Genomic DNA, 21,809 nt, shown 5'->3' with positions numbered 1-21,809 from the left:
GCGGTGTCGTGCCGGTTCGAGGTCGTGTCAGTGCGATGCGCGCTCGACCGAGCTCGAGCGCTGACGCGCGCCGATGCTCGCCAGCGTCATCCTGAGGTCGTTCCGGAGGCCCGTGAGGTGCTCCGTCTCGCCGCCGATCCACACGTGGTAGTCGGCCGCGTCGTGTCCGTCGACGTCGAGCATCTCGCTCGCCCAGGCCCGGGTCGCTCGTGCGACGGCCTGACCGCGTGCGCACCGGCTGCCCGTTCCGGGTTCCCCCGAACGCGCTGCGCGGACGAGCCACGTCACGACGACGCGTCCCGGCGAGTCGAGGGTGGTGATCGACGCGGCGTCGTCGACCTCGACGAACACCTGACCGCGGGCGCAGATGGGGAGCAGCGCGAGGACCTCCGCCAGCTCGCCGACCGACGACTCGTCGCCCGCGAGCAGCACGTGGCGTGCGTCCGCGACGGCGAACTCCGCCGGATCCTCGAAATAGCTCACGCGATCAGTATAGGCGAGCCTAAGCTCACTTCCATCTCCTGCGCAGGGTCTTCCAAGGCGGCGGAGCACATCACGATCCGATCACTCTGTGACGCCCCCTGACACCGTGGCTGGCACCACACACGTCGACTGGGTACGCTCGCTGGAGCCCCAGCGATGCGGCTTTCCGGACGCGGTCCAGTATTCACGCGGCCCAGGCGGGAATGCCCGCTGCCCGGAACCGGTTGTGCGTCTCCAGATGCCGGTCACTCCAGCATCCCCGAAAGGACCTCCATGCGTCATCGTCAGCTGCGTCGTCAGCTCCTCACCGCCGCGATCGCGGTCACCGGCGCCGCCCTCGTCCTCACCGGCTGCGCAGGCCCGGCCGCGACGCCGACGCCCGACGCCGACGCGACCCTGCGGGTCGGTCTCGTCCTGGAGCCCTCCGACCTCAACATCCGCACCACCTCGGGCGCCGCGCTCGATCAGATCCTCATCGACAACGTCTACCAGGGCCTCGTGTCCCGCACCGAGGACAACCAGATCGTCGACACGCTCGCGAAGAGCCACGACATCAGCGCCGACGGTCTCACCTACACCTTCGTCCTCCGCGACGGCGTGACCTTCCACGACGGCGCCGCCCTGACCGCGGCCGACGTCGTCGACTCCATCACGCAGGTTCAGCAGGACCCGACGTTCGTCGACAACGTGGCGCTCCAGAAGGTCGCCTCGATCACGGCCGTCGACGACTCGACCGTGCAGTTGCAGCTCACCTCGCCCGACTCCAACCTGTTGTGGACCCTGACCGGACGCGCAGGACTCGTCCTGGAGTCGGGCGCCACCAACGACCTGTCGACGACCGCCAACGGTACCGGGCCGTTCACCCTGAAGACCTGGAAGCAGGGCGACAGCATCACCTTCGACCGGAACGCGAAGTACTGGGGCGACGCTCCGAAGGTCAAGGAGGTCGTCTTCAGCTACATCCCCGACGCCTCCTCCGCCGTCAACGCCACCCTCGCCGGCGAACTCGACGTGCAGACGGCGCTCGACGCGAACCTCAAGGACCAGATCACCCGCGCCGACGGGTTCAGCATCACCGAAGGCAAGACGACCGACAAGTACACCCTCGCCTTCAACAACCAGCGCGCTCCCCTGAACGACCCCCTCGTCCGGCAGGCGCTCCGCTCCGCCATCGACCACGCCGCGATCGTCGAGGCCGTCGGCGGCGCCGCAGTCGAGCAGTACGGTCCGATCCCCGAGCTCGACCCGGGCTACGAGAACCTCAGCGAGCTCGTGAAGTACGACCCGGACCAGGCGAAGGCGCTCCTCGCCCAGGCCGGCCAGGAGAACCTGTCCCTGACGCTCACGATCCCGAGCTTCTACGGCACCTCGGTGGCCAACGTCCTGGTGTCCGAGTTCAAGGCCATCGGCGTCACCCTCACGGTCAAGAGCGTCGAGTTCCCGACCTGGCTGAACGACGTCTACACGAACAAGGACTACGACCTCAGCTACGTGAACCACGTCGAGGCACGCGACTTCCAGAACTGGGCGAACCCGAACTACTACTTCGGCTACGACAACGCGCAGGTCCAGTCGCTCTATGCTGAATCCGTAGCGGCGACCGATCCGGCCGTCGCAGCCCAGAAGCTCAAGGAGGCGGCGTACCTCGTGTCGAAGGACAACGCCGCCGACTGGCTCTACACCGCGATCACCCTCACGGTGGTGCGCGACGGCGTGACCGGCTTCCCCGTGGACTCGGTCAACTCGCGCATCAACCTGGCGAAGGTCGCCGTGACCGGGTGACCCGGTTCATCCTGACGAGGCTGGTACTCCTCCTCGTCGGGCTCCTCGCCGCGAGCGCCCTGATCTTCTTCACCATCAGGGTGCTCCCGGGCGACGTCGCCCAGGTCATCGCAGGAACGGATGCGACGCCCGAAGCGGTCGCCGCGATCCGCGAACAGTTGGGACTCGGCCAGCCCGTCCTCCTGCAGTACCTCGACTGGATCGGCGGGTTGCTCCGGGGCGACCTCGGGAACTCGCTCATCACGGGCACCCCCGTCGCCAGCGAACTCGCCCAGAAGGCGCAGGTGACCGTCCCGCTCGGCATCATGGCCCTCGTGATCGCCCTCGCGTTCAGTGTTCCGCTCGGGGTGCTGGCGGCCGTCCGGCGCACCCGCGCGACGGGCGTCGTCATCTCCTTCGCGTCGCAGGGGCTCGCCGCCGTCCCGGTCGTCTGGGCCGGCATGATGCTCGTGCTCCTCTTCGCCGTCGTGCTCGGTTGGCTCCCAGCGCAGGGCTTCCCGCGCGCGGGCTGGAACGATCCGCTGGCGGCGATCCGTGCCCTCCTCCTCCCGGCACTCACGATCGGCATCGTCGAGGGCGCGGTCCTGCTGCGCTTCGTCCGTTCCGCCGCCCTCGACGCGATCGGCCAGGACTACGTCCGGACGGCGGCGGCGAAGGGGCTGACCCGTTCGCAGGCGCTCATCCGCCACGGGCTGCCGAACGTGGCGCTCTCGGTCGTCACCGTGCTCGGGCTCCAGATCGCCGGGCTCATCGTCGGCAGCGTCATCATCGAACAGCTCTTCACGCTTCCCGGCATCGGGCGCATGCTCGTCGCCGACGTCGGCAACCGCGACCTCGTGAAGGTGCAGGGCGAGCTCCTCGTCCTCACCGGGGTGGTCCTCGTGATCGGTGCCGTCGTGGACGTCGTCCACCGTCTCGCAGACCCCCGACTCCGCGAACGGGAGCGGACCACATGACCGCCCGTCAGGATCACCCGCGTCGGCGCGCGGCATCAGGCGGACTCCGCACCCTCGTGTCCGGCCCGGCAGGCGTGTTCGGGCTCGTCGTGGTCACCCTGCTCCTCCTGAGCGCCGGCGTCTCCTTCCTCTGGACGCCGTACGACCCCCAGCTCACCGATCCGTTCGCGAAGTGGCTGGCTCCGTCGCCGGCCCATCTGCTCGGCACGGACGAGGTCGGACGCGACATCTTCAGCCTGCTGCTCGTCGGTGCGCGGGTGACCGTGGCCGTCGCGATCGGTTCCGCAGTCGTCTCGACGGTCCTCGGGGTCGCCCTCGCCGCCCTCGGTTCACTCACGCGGCGCTGGGTCCGGGAGACGGTCGCGGTGCTGATCGACATCCTCATCGCGTTCCCCACACTGCTCATCGCCATGATGATCGCCTCGGTCTTCGGCGGCTCGCTGTGGGTCGTCATCTGGGCGGTGGGCATCAGCTTCGGCGTGAACATCGCACGGGTGACCCGCCCCGAGATCCGCCGGGTCTCGCACAGCGAGTACGTGCTCGCCGGCAAGGCCGCCGGTCTCGGACCGGTGAGGAACCTGACGCGGCATCTGCTGCCGAACGTCGCACCGGTGTTCATCGTCCAGCTGTCGTGGTCGATGGCGGTCGCGGTCCTCGCCGAGGCGGGCCTGTCGTACCTCGGCTACGGCGCCCCCTCCAGTGTCCCGTCCTGGGGTCGGATGCTCAGTGAGCTGCAGACCTACCTCGCCGTGCACCCGCTGTCGGTGCTGTGGCCGGGGCTCGCCATCACCATCACCGTCCTCGCCCTCAATCTTCTCGGAGACGCCCTGCGGGACGCGACCGATCCGACCCTCGGTCGCCGAGGACCCGCCTCGACGCCCACCTCGCCCCAGGGGGTGACCGCATGAGTCTCGACGTCCAGGACCTCGTCGTCACGCTCGGCGGCCGCCGGGTCGTCGACGGCGTGAGCTTCAGCGTGCCGGCGGGCGCACGGTTCGGCCTCATCGGCGAGTCCGGATCCGGGAAGTCACTGACGGCGCTGGCGATCCTCGGACTGCTCCCGGACGGCGCTTCGGTGAGCGGCAGCATCCGCTGGCAGGGCGAGGAGCTCCTCGGCCGCGACGACCGCGAACTCGCGCGGATCCGCGGGCGTGAGATCGGGATCGTGTTCCAGGAGCCTCGGACGGCGCTCAACCCGATCCGCACCATCGGACGTCAGATCGGCGAGCCACTGCGCATCCACGAGGGGCTGTCGAAACGGGAGGCGCTCGATCGGGCCGTCGAACTCGCCGCGCGGGTCCGTCTGCCCGACCCCGAGCGCATCGTCCGGCGGTACCCGCACCAGCTGTCGGGCGGGCAACGCCAGCGGGTCGCGGCCGCCATCGCCCTCGCGTGCGGACCCTCCCTGCTCATCGCGGACGAGCCGACCACGGCGCTCGACGTCACCATCCAGTCGGAGATCCTCGGCCTCTTCGAGCGTCTCGTGAGCGAGACCGGGGCGTCCCTCGTCTTCATCACCCACGACCTCGCGGTCCTCTCCCGGATCGCCAGTGATGCCGTGGTGCTCGCGCAGGGGAAGGTCGTCGAGGCCGGGCCGGTGGCCCAGCTGCTGTCGACGCCGGTGTCGCCCGTGACGCAGCGACTGTTGGCCGCCGCGAAGACCATGAGCTGGAAGGGCGAGGACGATGACTGAGCCGCTGCTCCACGCCCAGGGGCTCGGACGGGTCTACACCAACCCGCGGGAGTCGCTCTTCCAGCGCCCGAGCCGCACCGTCGCGCTCCACCCGAGCGACCTCGTCGTCGCCCCGGGCGAGGCGGTCGGCATCATCGGTGAGTCGGGGTCGGGCAAGTCGACGCTCGTCCGCCTCCTGCTCGCGCTCGACACCCCGAGCTCCGGGTCCGTGGCGTTCGACGGCCGTCCCGTCAGCGCCACGGCGAGCGCCAGGAGTCTGCACTGGTTCCGTCGACAGACGGGCGTGGTGTTCCAGGACCCGTACGCATCGCTCGACCCTCGCATGAGCGTCGGGCGGATCGTCGCCGAGCCGCTCTCGGCGCTCGGGATCGAGGGCGACCACCGTTCCCGGGTCCGCGCGGTGCTCCGGCTCGTCGGGCTCGACGCCGACGCGGCCGACCGCTTCCCGCACGAGTTCTCCGGCGGTCAGCGGCAGCGCATCGCCCTCTCGCGCGCGATCGTGCACCGCCCGCGCCTCCTCGTCGGCGACGAACCGCTCAGCGCGCTCGACGTCACCGTCCGTGCGCAGATCCTCGAGTTGCTCGGCGGGCTGCGTCAGGAGCTCGGGCTGGCGATCGTGCTCGTCTCGCACGACATCGGCGTGGTACAGCATCTCTGCGACCGGGTCGTCGTCATGCGCGACGGAGCGATCGTCGAGGAGGGCCCGGTCGCCAAGGTCCTCAGTCGGCCGTCACATCCGTATACGACCCAGCTGCTCGCCTCGGTCCCCCGCCTCTGACACCGCCCCGGTCCCTGAGCCACCACACGGTCCCTGGACCACCGTCGCTGGACCACCGTCTCGGCCCCTCAGCCACCATTCCCCGGTCCCTGAGCCTGTCGAAGGGCGACAATCCTCCGCGCAGAACCGCCCTTCGACAAGCTCAGGGACCGGAGACGGTTGGCGGCGCGATGACGCCCAAGAGGGCATGCCGACCTGCCGTCCGGTCCTGCGCCTCCACCCGGTCCCTGAGCCTGTCGAAGGGCGAAGTACGGAACGCGGAGCGCAGCCCTTCGACAAGCTCAGGGACCGGAGACGACAAGCTCAGGGACCGGAGACGGCCGGCGGGTCCGCCAGGCGCCGGTGCCGGCGCAGGGCCGCGCGCTGGCTCGGCGACTCACCGTGCAGGACGAGCCCCACGATCCACAGGACGACCCGGGTCGCCGTCACGACCGGCAGCGGGATCGGGCCGAGGTGGGCGGTGCGGAGCCCGAGGATGCGGCGGTACTCGGGTGGGATCGTCGCGACGGCTCCCGCGAAGAGGATCCCGTAGGCGGGGAGCAGCGAGCGGTCGAGCGGCGGTCGACGGAGGAACGCCAGGGTCTCGTCCACCCGCGGGCCGCCGGTCAGCTCGCCGGCGTCGAGGTACCCGCGCAGCTGCCTGGCCAGTTCGACCTCCGAGCGGGGCGGGTCGACGACGCCCATGAGCTCGCCCGCGAGCGCCCAGTCGGCCACATAGGCGTCCGCACCACCGGGGATCCGACCGCCCCAGGTCTGTCGCACGCTCAGGAAGGCGTCGGTGAACGCCAGGTGCACCCACCGCAGGAGGTCCGGGTCGTTGGCCGCGTACGGGCGCACCACGCCGTGGGCGTCGAGGTACTCCCCGACGACACGTTCGTGGAGCTTGAGTACGTAGTCGCTCGTCCGACGGGCCGTGTCGCGGTCGCCGTAGGTGACGGTGAAGATCCAGCGGATGGTGCCGTCGAGCCGGCCGAGGGGGTCCTCCCGGTACCGGGACCAGTCGTGCACGCCTGCCAGGGCCCCGGGGTGGGCCGCCTGCAGGAGGAGCGCCCGGATGCCGGCGACCATGGTCTCGACACCGCCGTGCACCGTCCAGGCCGCGGAGTCGGGCGTGAAGAACCCCGCGTCGGTGCCGTCCTCGAGATCGAGCGTCCACTGCGGCGGGCGGTCCTGCTCCACCGCGAAGACCGCGAGGATCCGTGAGCGGAGCCCGGCGAGCAGTCGGGTGCGCAGGCGCGAGACCGGTCGCCGTCCGGTGCCGACATCCACCACTCGATCGTCCTCCACCCGCCGTCACGACGAGCCTACGTCGGGATGCCGGTGGCCCCACCCGTAGGGGGATCATCTCCCGTCTTCCGGTCCCTGAGCCTGTATCCCGGTCCCTGAGCCTGTCGAAGGGCGCCTCGGCAGGGCCGCGGTCACCGGGCGGGCTTGCGCGCTTCGATGAGGGTTCGGGAGGAGTGCGCGACGAACGGGCCGTCCTCCTGCAGGGAACGGTGCAGCTCCCGCAGGCGGTCGAGGTACCGCGCGGAGGTGAATCCGGGCACCATCCAGATCACCTTGCGCAGGAACCAGACGATCGCACCGACGTCGTGGAACTCGATCCGCAGCCGTTCGGTCCGCAGCTCCACGATCTCGAGTCCGGCGGCGCGGGCGGCGTCGGCCTCGTCGTCAGGGTGACGTGCTCGACGGACGGCTTCGGGCTGCGGGCCGAGGAAGGCCTCGACGAGTTCGAACACGCTCGCCGGTCCGACGTGCTGGGCGAGGTAGCCTCCTCCCGGCGCGATCACCCGCGCTACGTCGGCCCAGTCCACGGCGACGGGATGCCGGCTCGACACGAGCGCGAACGAGTCGTCCGCGAACGGCAAGACGGCACCCTCCTCCGTGCGAACGACGACGACGCCGCGCGGGTGCAGGCGGGCGGCGGCTCGGGCGAGGTTCGGTGGCCAGGACTCGGTGGCGGCGGCGAGCGGCGGAAGCACCGGCGCCGTGTCGAGCACCTCTCCCCCGCCGGTCTCGAGGTCGAGCGAGGACGGGACGCTCGCCAGACGTCTCCCGAGCAGCTCCGAGAACCGCCAGGAGGGGCGCTCCTCACTGGCCCGGCCGTCGAGCCAGGAGAAGTCCCACCCGTCGACCGAGGCGGCGTCGGCCTCGGCGACGAGGTCGTCGAACGATCGTGACATGGTCTCCTCCGTGCGTGGCTCGGTGGTCGGTGCGCTCATCCGACGGCCTCGAACCGGCTCGGATCGAGCCGCTCGACGTCGAACCTCGGCACCGCGTCGAGCAGCTCCCGAGTGTACGCGTGCTGCGGATGCCCGAGGACGGCCGTGGCCGGGCCCGACTCGACGACGCGCCCGTTCGACAGCACCGTCACCTCGTCGGCGATCTGCCGGACGAGACCGAGGTCGTGTGAGATGAACAGGTAGCTGAGCGCGTGCTCGTCCCGGAGGTCGAGGAGCAGTTCGACGATCTGCGCCTGCACCGAGACGTCGAGGGCCGAGGTGGGCTCGTCGAGGACGAGGACCGACGGCGCGAGGACGAGCGTCCTCGCGAGTGCGACCCGCTGGCGCTGGCCACCCGACACCTCCCGTGCACGACGCCCCAGCGCACTCGTGGGGAGGGCGACCTGGTCGAGGATGGTCGCGACGCGCCGCCGGCGTTCGGCGGCGCTCCGCACCCCGTGGATCCGCAGGGGCTCCTCGATGATCTGTCCGACGGTGTACCGCGGATCGACCGCCGAGAGCGGGTTCTGGTAGACCAGCTGGAGGTCGCGTGCGAAGGGGTTGGCGACGGCGTTGTCCCGTGGCAGCTCCCGGCCGGCCACCCGCACCGACCCGTCGTCGAAGGACGTGAGCCCGGCGACGATGCGCGCGAGCGTCGACTTGCCCGACCCGGACTCGCCGACGAGCGCGTGGATCGAGCGCGGGCGGAGGACGAGCGAAGCCTCGTCGAGTGCGGGCGGCGTCTGGGGATCGCGCCCGTACCGTTTCGACACGTGGGACACCTCGACCACGGCGGATGGCACGATCGTCTCGCCGCGCTGCTCCGCCTGCACCTGCTCGGCCGCAGCGCGGATGCGTTCCCGGTAGCGCAGCGGCGACGACGCGGGCGAGTCCGAGAGCAGCCCCACCGTGTAGGGATGCCGCGGTGCGAGCAACACCTCCTCGGCCGGACCGGATTCGCGGACGTTCCCGTCCTGCAGGACCACGATCGCGTCGCTGCGCTCCTGCGCCAGCGCCAGGTCGTGGGTGATGAAGAGGATCCCGAGCCCGAGCTCCTGCCGGAGGCCGTCGAGGAGGTCGAGGATGCGCCGCTGGACGGTCACGTCGAGCGCGGACGTCGGCTCGTCGGCGATGAGCAGCTTGGGCCTCGCCGCGATGGCGATCGCGATGAGCACCCGCTGCAACTGCCCGCCCGAGAGCTCGTGCGGGTAGGACCGCACGCGGGCCGAGGCCTGACGGATGCCCACGTGCTCGAGCAACTCGATCACGCGCGCGGGGACCTCCGAGCGCGGGGTGTCGCCCGCCACCTGGACCGCCTGGGCGATCTGCACGCCGATCCGCTGCAGCGGGTCGAGTGAACTCAGCGGATCCTGCGGGATGAAACCGAGCGTCGAGCCGCGCAGGAGGCGCCACTGCCTCCGGGAGAAGTCGGCGACCTCGTGTCCGGCGACCGCGACCCGACCGGCGGTGACCGAGCCGTTGCCCGGGAGGAGCCCCGCGACCGCCCGGGCGATCGTGCTCTTCCCCGAACCGGACTGACCCACGAGCGACACCGTCTCGCCGCGCCCGACCTGGAACGACACGTCGCGCACCGTGTCGGTCAGCCCCCTCGAGCCACGTGTCCGGTACCCGACGGCGAGTCCGTCGACGAGCAACGGCACCGGAGCCGCGTCGACGACATGGAGTGCGCTGTGCTGCAGGGCTGCCTGGTTCATGCGGTGGTCCTCTCGCGGGTGAGTTGGCTGAGACGGCTGATGGCGAGCACGGTGACGGCGATCACGAGGCCCGGGACGACGACGAGCCACGGCGAGGACACGACGTACTGACGACCCTCGGAGACGAGCAGGCCCCACTCCGGGTCGGGGGGCGGAGCTCCGTACCCGAGGAAGCTGAGCGAGGAGATCCAGATGATCGCGAGGCCGAACTGGAGGGCCGTGAGCGACAGCACCGCGGAGTACGAGTTCGGGAAGACGTGCTTCGCGAGGACGTACGCCCGCGACCCGCCGAGATGGTGACTCGCCTCGACGAACGGCAGGTCCTTCACCGTCAACACCTCGGAGCGCATGATCCTCGTGAACGCCGCGATCGAGGAGATCCCCACGGCGACGGCCGCGTTCAGGGTGCCGAAGCCGAGCGCCACGACGACGACCATCGCGAGGAGCAGCCCGGGGATCGAGAGCAGCACGTCGACGATCCGGCTGATGACGGCGTCGACGAGACCGCCGAACGACGCGGCGACGAGCCCGAGGACCGTGCCGGCGCCGAGACCGATGAGGACGGCGACCGCCGAGCCGAGCAGGGTCCGACCGGTGCCGTGGATCACCCGCGACAGCAGGTCGCGACCGAGGGAGTCGGTTCCGAACCAGTGCGCGACCGATGGAGCGGCGAGCGCGTTGGCGTCGTCGGGCTCGAGCGGGTCGTACGGCGTGAGGAGGCCGGGTGCGACGACGGACACGAGGACGAGACCGACGACGATGATCGCCAGGACGTCCGCGACCCCGAGGCGGCCGAGGAGTCGACGGAACACGTCCGGTCCGTCGTCGGCCGCGGTGACGTCGCGGTCCGGGTGGAGTCGGAGGCTCATGCGTCCACGCTCGCTTTCGACGGGATACCGTCGGGCACCGCCGTCCCCGTCGCCGCCGCTGTCGCGACAGCAGGCCTGGCGAGGCGGGAGCGTCGGGGCCGCCCATGCCCCGGGCGGACGATGCGCGGGTCGAGGACGGGGTAGACGAGGTCGGTCACGAGATTGATGCCGACGTACATGGAGGAGATGAGGATGACGACGGCCAGGATCACCGGGGTGTCCTGATCGCGCACGCTCTCGAAGGTGATGAATCCGAGGCCGGTGCGGGTGAACACGGCCTCGACGACGACGGCACCGGCCAGCAGCTCTCCGACGACGAGGGCGAGCATCGTGATCGACGGGATCGCACCGTTCTTCAGGACGTGGCCGAGAGCGATCCGGACCTCGCTCGTCCCCTTCGCGCGGAGCACGGTGACGAAGGGTTCGTCCGCAGCCTTCCGGAGTCCCTGGATCAACACCTGCGTCAACGGACCGTTGACCGCGAGCGCCAGGGTCAGCGCCGGGAGCACGTAGGACACGAAGCCCTGATCGCGCACCGACGACACCCAGCCGAGCTGGAAGGAGAAGATCGCGAGGAGCACGAAGCCGATGAGGAAGCTCGGCGCGGAGATCGAGGCGATGGGCGCCGAGGCCGCGATGCTCCTGATCGCCCTGACGGGGGCGTACACGGCGGTGAGCGCGATCGCGAGCGACAGCACGATCGTCATGACGAACGCCACGCCCGCGAGCACGATCGTGTCCGAGAAGCCCTGCGCGACGAGGTCCGACACGGCACGACCGCTCACGAGCGAGTAGCCGAGGTCCCCGTGGAGGAGCCGACCGACCGTCAGCGTGAACTGTTCGATCGGCGACAGGTCGAAGTGGTAGTACGCCCGCAGCGCTTCGCCTGCGGACGGGGGCAGTGGGTTGAGCGGGCTCGTCAGCTTGGTCTCGATGGGGTCGCCGGGCAGGACGAAGAGGGTGAAGAAGACGAGCGTGTAGACGAGGGCGATCACGAGGAGCGCCTGGGCGACGCGCCTGATCACGTACTCGCGGTAGTGCCGGCGTCGCGTGTCCGCCGCGCTGGCGTTCGGATGCTGGTTGGACATGTGGGGCCTCCTCTCGGAAGGGACGGGACCGGACACGGGAGGGCCGGCCGATCGACCGCCCTCCCGCTCGCTCAGTCCTCGATCGAGGTGTTGTAGAACTCGGGCAGGGCGCCGTCGGTGAGAGAGAAGCCCTTCACCCGCTGCTGGGTGACGAACACCTGGCTGTCGTTGAGGATCGGGACGACGTAGGCCTGGTCGATCAGGTGGTCCTGGATCTGTCCGAGGATCGCCGCACGGGTGTCGTCGTCGGTCGCGGCGTTCTGCGCGTCGAGCAGAGACTGCAGGGTCGTGTCGGAGCCGGCGAGACCGAGGAGGTCTGAACCGTCCTTGCTGTAGTACTCGCTGAGGCCCTTCGAGGGGTCCGGGTGCGGCCAACCGACCCGGAGCGCCCCGACCTCCGGGTCCGCGAACGCGGTCGCCCAGTAGGTGGAGTAGTCGAGCTCGTTGAGCGACAGCTCGATGCCGACGTCCTTGAACTGGTTCTGGATCTGCTGGAAGAGGCTCTTCGCCGTGTTGTCGTAGACGTCGATGTAGGTCTTCACCGTGAGCCGCTCGCCGCCCTTCGTGCGGTAGCCGTCCGCGTCGCGCTCGGTCCAGCCGGCGCCGTCGAGGAGGCGGTTCGCCGCATCCGGGTCGTAGGCGAACTTCGCCGATTCGTCGACGTAGCCGAAGGTGCCCGGCGACAGGACCGACGTCGCGGGCGTCCAGCTGTCGGTGTACTGCGTCTCGATGATCTGCTCACGGTCGATCGCGTGCAGCAGCGCCTTGCGGACGTCGACGTCGTCGAGGAACGGCGCCTGGCTGCGGAGGAACCACTGGTTGCTGAGACCGACACCCGTCTTGGACACGATGTCGTAGCCGGCGTCGACGAGCCCTTGCTCCTCGCTCGGCTGGACGTAGCGGATGACGTCCGCCTCGCCCGACTTCAGGGTGCCGAGCCGGACGCTGTCCTCCTGCACGGGGATGACCGTGACCGAGGCGAGGTGCGCCTCGCCCTGGTTCGGGGAGGACGGCGGGGCCCAGGCGTACCCCTCACGACGGTCGAGCACGATCTCCTTGCCATAGGTCTCGGAGGCGACGACGAAGGGGCCCGAGCCGATGAGGTTCACGAACTTCGACTGCTCCTCCTTGCTCGCGTCGATCGTGGCGTCGGCGACGAGCCCGGATCCCCACCCGGTGAGCACGTCGAGGAAGGGCGCGTAGGGTGCGGCGAGGACGACGGTGACGGTGCTGGTCGCGTCGTCCGGCGTCGCGACGAGACCGGGCGGGAACTGCGCGTTCGGGGTCGTGCCCTTCGCCTCGTCGCCGGTCGACTGCCAGTTCAGGTTCTTCGCGACGCTCGTGGCGTCGACGGCGGTGCCGTCGCTGTAGGTGACGCCGTCACGGATCACGAAGGTGTACGTGAGACCGTCGGGACTGACGGTCCAGGAGTCGGCGATCCACGGTTCGAGTTCGCCCGTCTCCGCGTTGCGGTAGAGCAGGCGGTCGGTGATGTTCTGCTGCAGCGCACGGGTCTGCCACGTGCCCGCCTCCTGCACCTGCGCCGAGGTGGGGATCTCCGCGTCGAGGTAGGTGAGGCTGCCACCGTCCGCGTCGGACGAGGCCGACGCCGCCGAGCAGCCGGTCAGCGCGATGCTCACGGCGACGAGTGCTGCGGCGGCGAGTCGTGCTCGCCGTCTGGTGGTTCGGGTCATGACGGGTACTCCTGTGGGTCGGGGTGGTCCGGTGCTGTGCCGGTGTGGTTGCCCATCCTGGTCGGCGCACCCGGCCACCCCGCCGCTCTGTTACGACAGGTTTCCCGCGGGTTCCCTCGATGACGCCGTGTGACCGTCGACGGTCCCCTCGTGCTGGTCGCCGAGGTTCCGTCCTCCGCGATATCGTGCGGCCGGGTGGTCGTCGGGGAGCCGGGCCGCCCCGCCCGTCAGGCGCTCGCGGAGCGTCTCCCCCGGTCGATACGCGTCGCGCAGCCGCCCTCGGCGACGCAGCTCCGGCACGACGAGTTCGACGAAATCGGTGAGCGTGTCGAGGCTGTGGTACTGCCGCAGGTTGATGCCGTCGATACCGACCTCGTCCAACCATCGCTCGATCTCGTCGGCGACGACCTCGGGGGTGCCGACGGCGAAGAAGTCCCGTTCGAGGTCGCTGCCGACCCGGCTGACGAAGTCGCCAACGGTGCCGGCCGTCACCTGGGGCGGGAGGGCGTCCCCCGGGACCCCCTCTGCGGCGAGCGCCTCGGCGACGGTCCGGTCCTCCGGGTGGGCCAGCGGGTCGAACGGCAGCCCGGCGTGCACGAACCGGCCGACGATACTCGCGTGCTCCCGGTACTGCGCGGCCTTGGCCTCGGCCTCCTCCTGCGTCGGCGCGACGATGACGGCGGCCTGGACGACGATCTTCAGCGCGGCCCCGTCGCGTCCGTTGTCGGCCGCTGCCGCACGGAACCGCTCCAGGAGGGGTCCTGCACCACCTGGACCCCGCACGCCCGTGAACACGGCTTCGGCGTGCCGACCGGCGAACGCGATGCCGGCCGGCGATGCGGTCGCGGTGTAGAGCAGCGGTGTCCGCTGCGCGCTCGGCTCGGACAGGTGCGGTCCGGCGACCTGGAAGTAGCGTCCGACGTGATCGATGTACCGCACCTTGTCGGGGTCGGAGTAGACGCCGGCCTCACGGTCGCGGACGACGGCGTCGTCGTCCCAGGAGCCCTCCCAGAGCTTGTAGAGGACGTCCAGGTACTCCTCGGCGATCGCGAACCGTTCGTCGTGTGGGATCTCCTCGGCCAGGCCGAAGTTCCGGGCGGCGTTGGGCAGGTACGAGGTGACGATGTTCCACGCGACACGGCCGTTCGTCAGGTGGTCGAGGGTGCTCATGCGACGGGCGAAGGCGAACGGCGGCTCGTAGCTCGTCGAGAAGGTGATGCCGAAGCCGAGGTGCTCGGTCACGGCGGCCATCGCGGGGACGACGAGCAGCGGGTCGTTGTTCGGGATCTGCAGGCCCTCGCGCAGGGCGTCGGCCGGGCCGCCACGGAACACGTCGTAGGTGCCGACCACGTCCGCGATGAAGATCGCGTCGAACCCGCCCGCCTCCGCCGTCCGGGCGAGTGTCGTCCAGTACCGGATGTCGGTGTACTGGTCGCGTCGGTTGTCCGGCAGGCGCCAGAGGCCGTGGGTGATGTGGCTCACGCAGTTCATCTCGAACAGGTTGAGGATGAGCTGCTTGGGGCTGGACTGCGTTGGGCTGGACTGTGCGCTGATGATCGACTCCTCCGGTGGAGCGGCGATCGGTCCGTCCGGACCGGGCCGCCTGAGCACCCTAGGCGCAGCGGGAGGGACGAGGTCCGGCCGCCGTGTCACATCCCGTCATACGCCACCGGGCGACGCGAGCGCGACGACCGGTCAGCGGGCGACGGACGGGACGCGGTCCTGCCAACGCAGTCGCCGCTCCAGTTGCGCACCGAGGGCGAGCAAGGTCGCCTCGCCTCCGGGACGCCCGATCAGCTGGACGCCCATCGGCAGCCCCTCGGACGTCTCGTGCACCGGGAGCGTGATGGCCGGCAGGCCGGTCGCGTTCACGAAGGAGGTGTGCGGCGCGTAGCGCACCTGCTGCTCGAAGTTCAGCTCGGGCGAGCCCTGGTCGTACCACCCGATCGGCCGTGGTGTCTGGGCGAGCGCCGGCGTGATGATCGCGTCGAACGGCGCGAACTGCGCGAGGACGCTGCGTTCGAACCGGTGGAGACTGGCGAGCGTCTCCACGAGCCGGGTCGCCGGCAGCGCCCGACCGCGCTCGACGAGGGACCTCGTGATGGGTTCGAGGAGCGCAAGCTCCGCCTCCGAGGACGCCGGGACACCGGCCGCTGAGGCCTGCCAGATCGTCGTGAAGTCGGACGGGTACCGTTCGGCGTCGCGAAGGGTGAGCTCCTCCAGGCCGTGCCCCATCGCGGTGAACGCCCGGGTGGCGACGTCGACGGCGGCGCGGGCCTCCGGGTCGACCGTGAGCTCGAAGGCGCTGTCCCAGGGTGAGCCGTCGAGGACCGCCAACTGGAACCGGCCCTCGCCGCGCACGGCGTGCCCGAGCAGGGGTCCGTCGTCGGCGTCGGGTGCGCGCAGCGTGAAGTGATGGTCGATGCGGCCATGGACGCGCTCGATCATCGCGTCGAGCAGGAGCGCCGCGTCGGCGACGGTCCGGGCGATCGGCCCGGGGACGACCAGGCCGGCGAGTCGGTCGACACCGGAGCCCGCGGGGACGAGCCCCCTCGTGGGCTTCAGGCCGACGAGCCCGCAGGCGGCCGCCGGGATGCGGACGGAGCCGCCGCCGTCGGAGCCGGGGGCGAACGGGAGGAGCCGCGCGGCGACGGCGGCTGCGGCCCCGCCACTCGACCCGGCCGCACCATGGTCGAGGGCCCACGGGTTCCGCGTCGGCACCCCGTCGAGCGGCTCCGTGTAGCCGTAGAGCCCGAACTCCGGGGTCGCGGTCTTCCCGAGGCTCACCGCACCGGCCCGGTCGAGGACGCCGACCAGCTCGTCGTCGGTCGTCGCCACGACCTCCGCGGTGAGCCGCGACCCGAAGCGGACGGGCTGACCGGCACGGGACACGAGGTCCTTGTCGCCGATCGGGAGTCCCCAGAGCGGTGCGGTCCGAGGAAGCGCCTCGACCGCCTCCACGCGTTCTGCGAGCGATCCGGCGGCGACCGAGGTGAAGGCGCCGATCGCGTCGTCGAGGCGCTCGATGCGGTCGAGGTAGTGCCGGGCGAGCTCCGTCGGTGAGACCTCGTCCCGCTGCAACGCCTGCCACTGCTCGAGCGCCGTCAGCTCGTGGAGTTCCGCCATGCGACCAGCCTAGAGGCGGCGGTCTCCGGTGGTCCCCGTTCCCCGGCCGTCCCGGTCCCTGTTCCCTATCCGTTCCGGTCCCTGTTCCCTGTCCGTTCCGGTCCCTGAGCCTGTCGAAGGGCGTCGACCGGTTCAGCGCTTCAAGGACTTCTGGAGGAGGACCGTGCCGATCCAGCGGTCGAACTTGAACCCGACTCGGCCCATGCGGCCCACCTCGGTGAACCCGAACTTCTCGTGCAGGGCGATCGACGACTCGGCGCCCTTGTCGGCGATGACGGCCAGCATCTCCTTGAGCCCGGCGGCCTTCGAGCGCTCGATGAGCTCACCGAGCAGATCGGTGCCGAGGCCCTTGCCGGTGGCCGCGGCTCCGAGGTAGATCGAGCTCTCCACCGTGAAGCGGTAGGCGCGCTTCTGCTTCCACGGCGCACACAGTGCGTACCCGAGGATCTGTCCGGTCGGGTTGACGGCGACGATGAACGGGAGCTGGAGCCGCTGCAGGTAGGCGAACTTGGAGCGCCACTCGGCGAGGGTCATCGCGTCCTCGTCGAAGGTGACCATGCTGTTGGCGACGTAGTGGTTGTAGATCGCCCGGATGTCGGGCAGGTCGGCCGCAGTGGCGTCGCGCATCGTGAAGGCGAAGGGCGTCTCGGGGGTCGGCGGCTTGCGCAGGTGCGGCGGCAGTCGGCGCCTCGGCTCGTACTCCTCTTCCAGCATCCCCCAAGCCTAACGAGGGGGTGGGTCGGCGGACAGCCCTTGCGGCCGACGCCACGACCCGGTCGTCAGTCGAGCGACCAGTCGATCGGGTCCACGCCGCGGGAGACGAGGAAGTCGTTCGTGCGGCTGAACGGCTTCGAGCCGAAGAAGCCCCGCGAGGCGGAGAGCGGACTCGGGTGCGCCGAGACGATGACGTGGCGGTCGGGGTCGCTCGATGACTCGAGCAGCGGCGCCAGTCGTTCGGCGTCCTTGCCCCAGAGGATCGACACGAGCGGTGCGGGGCGTGCGGCGAGCGCGCGGATCGCCTGTTCCGTGACCGCCTCCCAGCCGTGTCGGCGGTGCGACCCGGCGGAACCCGCCTCGACCGTGAGGACGCGGTTGAGGAGGAGCACGCCCTGTCGGGTCCACGGACTGAGATCGCCGTGCTCCGGCGTCGGGACGCCGAGGTCCTCGCGGAGTTCCCGATGGATGTTCGCGAGGCTGCGCGGCAGCGGGCGCACCTCCCGGTCCGCGGCGAACGACAGACCGATCGGATGACCGGGGGTCGGGTACGGATCCTGCCCGACGATGAGGACCCGGACCGCGCTGAACGGCGTGCGGAAGGCCCGCAGGACGAGCTCGGGCGCCGGCAACCATCGGGCGCCGGCCGCCGCTTGGGCCGCGAGCCAGTGGTCGATCGTCGCGAGGTCGTCCGCGACGGGTGCGAGCGCGTCGGCCCAGCCCTCGTCCATCGACCCCGCCGCAGCGAGCTGTGCCGGGCTGCCGCCGAGGATGCCGTCCGTCATGGACTACTGCTGCTGCGGCTGCTCGGCGCCGATCGTGCGGACGACGACCCCGTGCTCGGCGGTGAAGACCTGCCAGACACTGCCGCCACCGAGGACGGAGAGCGCCCCCTGCCCGACGACGAGCGCCGTGTTCTCGTCGATCGCGACACCACCTTCGACGACCCCGGCCTCCGTCGCGGCGACGAGGCGCCCGAGGGTGCCCCACTGTGCGGCGTGCGCCTCGACGGCGATGTCGACGAGCCCGAGACCGTCGCCGATCGTGACCTCGTCGAGCTCCTCGGACGCCGCCTCGGGGCTCACGGGGACCTCGCCGACACGCCATCCGCCGATGATCGCGTGCTCGGCGGCGATCATCGCGCCGGCCGAGATGCCGAGGTAGGGCAGACCGGACGCGACGAGGCGTCGGATGTCGGTGGCGACCGGCGCGACCGCCTCCGCGTAGGCCGAGGGCAGCCCACCGCCGACGACGATCCCGTCGACCTCGGCCAGCTGAGCCTGCGCGACCACTCCACCCTCGCGGACGACCACGCGGATCGCCTCAATCTCACCGGAGCGTGCCACGGCGCGTTCCAGGGCGGCGGACTGCTCGAGCCCGTCACCGTCGTGCACGACGACGATCGCGATGCGCGGGGCCAACCGACCGGCGACGACCGCGAGCGCGGCCGCCTCGGCGATGAACGCTGCGTAGACGGTCGACTCGGTCTCTGGGGCGGCCGGACCGCCGAGGAGGAAAACACTCACCCTGAGACCCTACCCGGCACCCCGGATCAGGCGGGGACGATCAGGCCGTGATCGTCGGCAGCGTCGACCAGGGGAAGGAGATCCAGCGGTCGACGCGCTTCCACACGTAGTCGGGACGGAGCACCGTCTGCGGCTTCTCGTACAGCGTCACCGTGCGGACCTCCGCGCCGCTCGCCTGCATGAGTTCCAGCACCATCGCGAGCGTGCGACCCGAGTCGGACACGTCGTCGACGAGCAGCACCCGGCTCCCCGGCAACCCGGCCACGTCGAGCAGCGGCGGGAGCACGACGGGCTCGGGGAGACGCGCGTCGACCCCGGTGTAGAACTCGACGTTCAGCGCGCCGCACGCCTTCACGTCGAGGGCGTAGGCGATGGCACCGGCGAGCAGGAGCCCACCGCGCGCGATCGCGACGACGGAGTCGGGTCGGAACCCGCTCGCGACGATCGCACTGGACAGTTCGCGGGCCGCGTCACCGAACGTGGGCCAGTCGAGGACCTCTCGCTCCGGGGACACTGCGCTGGGGTTCTCGGTCGACATCCTCCAACGCTATCCTGCCGGCCGGGCCGCCTGTACCATCCCCACATGGCGCGAGACAGCACGACGACCGGCGGAGCCTCGGCGACCGGATGGCGGACGTCGATCCGTGGGTCGGCAGCTGGCATCACCGCAGGCCTCATCGGCTGGTTGTTCCTCGTCGAGATCACGAGCGGCGTCCTGCAGGGCTACTACGTCCCGCTCATCCCGGACCTCGTCGAGCACCTGGGCATCCACGACGCGGACTTCAACTGGTTCGAGGCCGCGCAGCTGCTGTTGTCGGCGCTCGTCGTCCCCATCCTCGCGAAGCTCGGCGACATGTTCGGGCACAAGCGGGTCCTCCTCGTCTCCACCGTGCTGACGGCCGGCGCCAGCTGGTGGCTCGTCGTCGCCGGGGACTTCTGGTCGTTCCTCGCGGCCTGGGCGCTGCAGGGCTTCTACGTCGTGTGGCTGCCACTCGAAATCGCACTCATCTTCGAGCGGGGCCGTCGCTCCGGCACCGGGGCCTCGCAGACCCGCCGGGCCGCCGGACTCCTCGTCGTGGCGCTCGAGGCCGGCGCCATCATCGGTGCGCTGTCAAGTGGACGCATCCTCACCGCCCTCGGCGGCGACATCCCGCTCACGATGATGCTGCCGGCCGTCGCGGTGACCCTCGTCTTCTTCGCCATCCTCTTCGGCGTCCCGGAGTCCGAACCCCTGCCGGGCAGGACCCTGGACCTCGCGGGCTTCGTGCTCCTCAGCCTCGCGCTCCTCCTCATCACCTCGGGGTTGACCTTCCTGCGACTCAACGGTCCGCAGACGTGGTGGGTGTGGGGGCTCATCGCGATCGGCGTGCTCGCGTTCCTGCCGTTCGGGCGACATGAACTGCGGCAGCCCGACCCCGCGATCGACCTCCGGGTGCTCCGGCAACCCAACATGTGGCCGGTGCAACTGACCGCAGGGCTCATCGGGATCAGCCTGCTCGGCGCCCAGGCCCCGCTCAGCACCTATGCGGGGACACCCCGGGAGAACGGGTACGGACTCGGGCTCGACGCCGGCGACATCTCCACGCTCATCGGCGCCTACCTGATCTCGATGATCGTCGGTGCGCTCCTGTTCCCACTCGTGTCGCGCTGGGCGACGCCTCGGATCGCGCTCATCATCGCCGCCTCACTCGTCGCGGTCGGGTACCTGCTGTTCCTCCCCTTCCACCTCGAGACGTGGCAGGTCTTCCTGAACATGGCGATCGCAGGGCTCGGCTCCGGTGCGCTCGTCGGAGCCATGCCGGCCGCGGCCGCGGCCGCCGCACCTCGCGGGCAGACGGGTGTCGCGTCGGCGCTGACCAACACGACGAAGACGATCGGCGGTTCCTTCGCCTCGGCCGTCTTCGGCGTGGTCCTGTTCGCCGGCGCCACGCAGGCCGTCACGGCCGGGGCGTCGAGCCTGTCCGGCTACCTCACGGTCTGGGCGATCTGCGGGGCGGGCGCGCTCGTCGCCGCCGTCCTGCTCTGCTTCGTCCCGAAACTCGCCTTCGCGGACGCGGCCCCGGTCGACGCGGAACCCGGGCCACGCATCGATCCCGCTGCTGAGCACCCGACCGGTCACTGACCTCCCGCCTGGTCCCTGACTGCAACCGGTCCCTGGACTCCCGACCGGTCCCTGAACTCCCGACCGGTCCCTGAGCCTGTCGAAGGGTCTACTCCGCGACGCGCAACGGCCCCTTCGCCAGGCGGTACGGGGCGGCTTGGGCGACCGGCTTGATCGTGATGAGGTCGAGGTTGACGTGCGGCGGCAGCGAGGTCGCGTGGACGATGGCCTCGGCGACGTCGTCGGCCGAGAGCGGATCCGGCACGTCCTCGTAGACGGCGTCGGCGCGGTCCTGGTCGCCACCGAAGCGTACGAGCGAGAACTCCTCCGTGTGCACCATGCCCGGCGCCACCTCGATCACCCTGATGGGTTCGCCGTTGAGCTCGAGCCGCAGCACCTCGAACAGGGCGCGCTCGGCGAACTTCGCCGCGTTGTACCCGCCGCCACCCACGTAGGCGATGTGGCCCGCGATCGAGGTGACACCGACGATGGTGGCGGCACCACCCTCCGGGATGCTCCGACGGAGGATCGGCAGGAGCGCCTGGACCACGCGCTTCGTGCCGAGGACGTTGATGTCGAACATGCGCCGCCAGTCCTCCGCGTCGCCGTCCTCGACGGACGCGAGGCCGAAGGCACCGCCCGCGTTGTTGACGAGCGCCTGGGCGCCGCCGAGCTCCTCCACCCGGGCGGCGAGCGCGTCGACGTCCGCCTGCACGGTCAGGTCCGCGACGACCGCCGTACCGCCGATGTCCGCGACGAGCGCCTCGAGCCGCTCTGCTCGGCGGGCCACCGCCACGACGTCCCAGCCGTCGGCAGCGAATCGCCTCGCGGTCGCCTCCCCGATCCCTGAACTCGCACCGGTCACCACCACACGTCTCGTCGTCATGCCTCCAGGGTAGCCACCGGGCCGAGCCGTTACGCCGTGTGTCCGCGCGGTTGGCGCGTGCAGGTGGGGCCGGTAGCCTCGGGGTCACGACGGAGCACCACCCGGAGCCACGCCCGGCGACATCGCTGTCGGACCGAGCGGCCACACCGGCGGCACCCATCACCCGAGCAGCACCG

General features: G+C 70.7%; 20 protein-coding genes. 6 read left to right on the top strand and 14 right to left on the bottom strand.

The genetic code is table 11. From position 1 onward, the window contains the following. Window positions 1-27 precede the first annotated feature (27 nt). Complete coding sequence (locus IFU11_RS07125; RefSeq protein ID WP_159453431.1) at window positions 28-483, bottom strand: SIP domain-containing protein; 456 nt, start codon at window positions 481-483, stop codon at window positions 28-30. A 273-nt stretch (window positions 484-756) separates the two neighbouring features. Between IFU11_RS07125 and IFU11_RS07120 the strand changes: the two genes are divergently transcribed. The 5 genes from IFU11_RS07120 to IFU11_RS07100 are packed head-to-tail and all read left to right on the top strand — an operon-like array spanning window position 757 to window position 5,692. Continuing rightward, window positions 757-2,265, top strand: a complete 1,509-nt coding sequence (locus tag IFU11_RS07120) for an ABC transporter substrate-binding protein (protein WP_071262450.1) — start codon at window positions 757-759, stop codon at window positions 2,263-2,265. Then, entirely contained in the window at window positions 2,262-3,221 is a 960-nt protein-coding gene (locus IFU11_RS07115; RefSeq protein ID WP_086473979.1) for an ABC transporter permease, read from the top strand. The genes IFU11_RS07120 and IFU11_RS07115 overlap by 4 nt, the downstream gene beginning before the upstream one ends. Continuing rightward, window positions 3,218-4,129, top strand: a complete 912-nt coding sequence (locus IFU11_RS07110) for an ABC transporter permease (protein ID WP_137243315.1) — start codon at window positions 3,218-3,220, stop codon at window positions 4,127-4,129. The genes IFU11_RS07115 and IFU11_RS07110 overlap by 4 nt, the downstream gene beginning before the upstream one ends. Continuing rightward, a complete protein-coding gene (locus IFU11_RS07105; RefSeq protein ID WP_086473981.1) occupies window positions 4,126-4,914 on the top strand; it encodes an ABC transporter ATP-binding protein in 789 nt (262 codons plus the stop codon). Before IFU11_RS07110 ends, IFU11_RS07105 begins: the two co-directional genes overlap by 4 nt. Continuing rightward, entirely contained in the window at window positions 4,907-5,692 is a 786-nt protein-coding gene (locus IFU11_RS07100) for an ABC transporter ATP-binding protein (protein WP_192018544.1), read from the top strand. The genes IFU11_RS07105 and IFU11_RS07100 overlap by 8 nt, the downstream gene beginning before the upstream one ends. A gap of 303 nt (window positions 5,693-5,995) precedes the next feature. On the opposite strand, the gene IFU11_RS07095 is transcribed toward IFU11_RS07100, so the two are convergent. From IFU11_RS07095 to IFU11_RS07040, 12 genes are all read right to left on the bottom strand, one after another. After that, window positions 5,996-6,961 carry an oxygenase MpaB family protein gene (locus tag IFU11_RS07095; protein WP_371742735.1) on the bottom strand — a complete coding sequence of 322 codons (966 nt, stop codon included), beginning with the start codon at window positions 6,959-6,961 and terminating at the stop codon, window positions 5,996-5,998. A 149-nt stretch (window positions 6,962-7,110) separates the two neighbouring features. Then, window positions 7,111-7,875 (bottom strand): SAM-dependent methyltransferase, encoded by a 765-nt coding sequence (locus IFU11_RS07090; protein ID WP_192018543.1) that lies wholly within the window; start codon window positions 7,873-7,875, stop codon window positions 7,111-7,113. A 35-nt stretch (window positions 7,876-7,910) separates the two neighbouring features. Next, a complete protein-coding gene (locus tag IFU11_RS07085) occupies window positions 7,911-9,629 on the bottom strand; it encodes a dipeptide ABC transporter ATP-binding protein (protein WP_192018542.1) in 1,719 nt (572 codons plus the stop codon). Beyond that, on the bottom strand, window positions 9,626-10,498 hold the full coding sequence (locus IFU11_RS07080) for an ABC transporter permease (RefSeq protein WP_191941427.1): 873 nt from the start codon (window positions 10,496-10,498) through the stop codon (window positions 9,626-9,628). The genes IFU11_RS07085 and IFU11_RS07080 overlap by 4 nt, the downstream gene beginning before the upstream one ends. Beyond that, a complete protein-coding gene (locus IFU11_RS07075) occupies window positions 10,495-11,586 on the bottom strand; it encodes an ABC transporter permease (RefSeq protein ID WP_199862193.1) in 1,092 nt (363 codons plus the stop codon). The genes IFU11_RS07080 and IFU11_RS07075 overlap by 4 nt, the downstream gene beginning before the upstream one ends. A 71-nt stretch (window positions 11,587-11,657) precedes the next feature. Next, entirely contained in the window at window positions 11,658-13,280 is a 1,623-nt protein-coding gene (locus IFU11_RS07070; RefSeq protein WP_192018541.1) for an ABC transporter substrate-binding protein, read from the bottom strand. A gap of 90 nt (window positions 13,281-13,370) precedes the next feature. Continuing rightward, the gene (locus IFU11_RS07065) at window positions 13,371-14,780 is read right to left on the bottom strand and encodes an NtaA/DmoA family FMN-dependent monooxygenase (RefSeq protein ID WP_256430760.1); all 1,410 of its coding nucleotides are present in this window, start codon (window positions 14,778-14,780) and stop codon (window positions 13,371-13,373) included. Between the two features lie 195 nt (window positions 14,781-14,975). After that, entirely contained in the window at window positions 14,976-16,406 is a 1,431-nt protein-coding gene (locus IFU11_RS07060; RefSeq protein WP_192018540.1) for an amidase, read from the bottom strand. 132 nt (window positions 16,407-16,538) lie between these two features. After that, window positions 16,539-17,120 (bottom strand): GNAT family N-acetyltransferase, encoded by a 582-nt coding sequence (locus IFU11_RS07055; RefSeq protein ID WP_085513310.1) that lies wholly within the window; start codon window positions 17,118-17,120, stop codon window positions 16,539-16,541. 65 nt (window positions 17,121-17,185) lie between these two features. Continuing rightward, a complete protein-coding gene (locus IFU11_RS07050; RefSeq protein WP_192018539.1) occupies window positions 17,186-17,905 on the bottom strand; it encodes a uracil-DNA glycosylase in 720 nt (239 codons plus the stop codon). 3 nt (window positions 17,906-17,908) lie between these two features. Further along, window positions 17,909-18,646 carry a Type 1 glutamine amidotransferase-like domain-containing protein gene (locus IFU11_RS07045; protein ID WP_192018538.1) on the bottom strand — a complete coding sequence of 246 codons (738 nt, stop codon included), beginning with the start codon at window positions 18,644-18,646 and terminating at the stop codon, window positions 17,909-17,911. 40 nt (window positions 18,647-18,686) lie between these two features. Continuing rightward, complete coding sequence (locus IFU11_RS07040; RefSeq protein ID WP_192018537.1) at window positions 18,687-19,184, bottom strand: phosphoribosyltransferase; 498 nt, start codon at window positions 19,182-19,184, stop codon at window positions 18,687-18,689. Window positions 19,185-19,229: 45 nt separating this feature from the next. Between IFU11_RS07040 and IFU11_RS07035 the strand changes: the two genes are divergently transcribed. After that, window positions 19,230-20,768: an MFS transporter gene (locus IFU11_RS07035; RefSeq protein WP_192018536.1), complete on the top strand. Its 1,539-nt coding sequence runs from the start codon at window positions 19,230-19,232 to the stop codon at window positions 20,766-20,768. A gap of 88 nt (window positions 20,769-20,856) precedes the next feature. On the opposite strand, the gene IFU11_RS07030 is transcribed toward IFU11_RS07035, so the two are convergent. Beyond that, window positions 20,857-21,633 carry an SDR family oxidoreductase gene (locus tag IFU11_RS07030; protein WP_192018535.1) on the bottom strand — a complete coding sequence of 259 codons (777 nt, stop codon included), beginning with the start codon at window positions 21,631-21,633 and terminating at the stop codon, window positions 20,857-20,859. Between the last annotated feature and the right edge of the window lie 176 nt (window positions 21,634-21,809).

Origin of the sequence: Plantibacter sp. CFBP 8804 (assembly GCF_014841225.1) — a bacterium.
Classification (GTDB): Bacteria; Actinomycetota; Actinomycetes; order Actinomycetales; family Microbacteriaceae; genus Plantibacter; species Plantibacter auratus.
The sequence above is the reverse complement of the archived record's forward strand: the minus strand, read 5'-3'. Positions and strand labels throughout refer to the sequence as shown.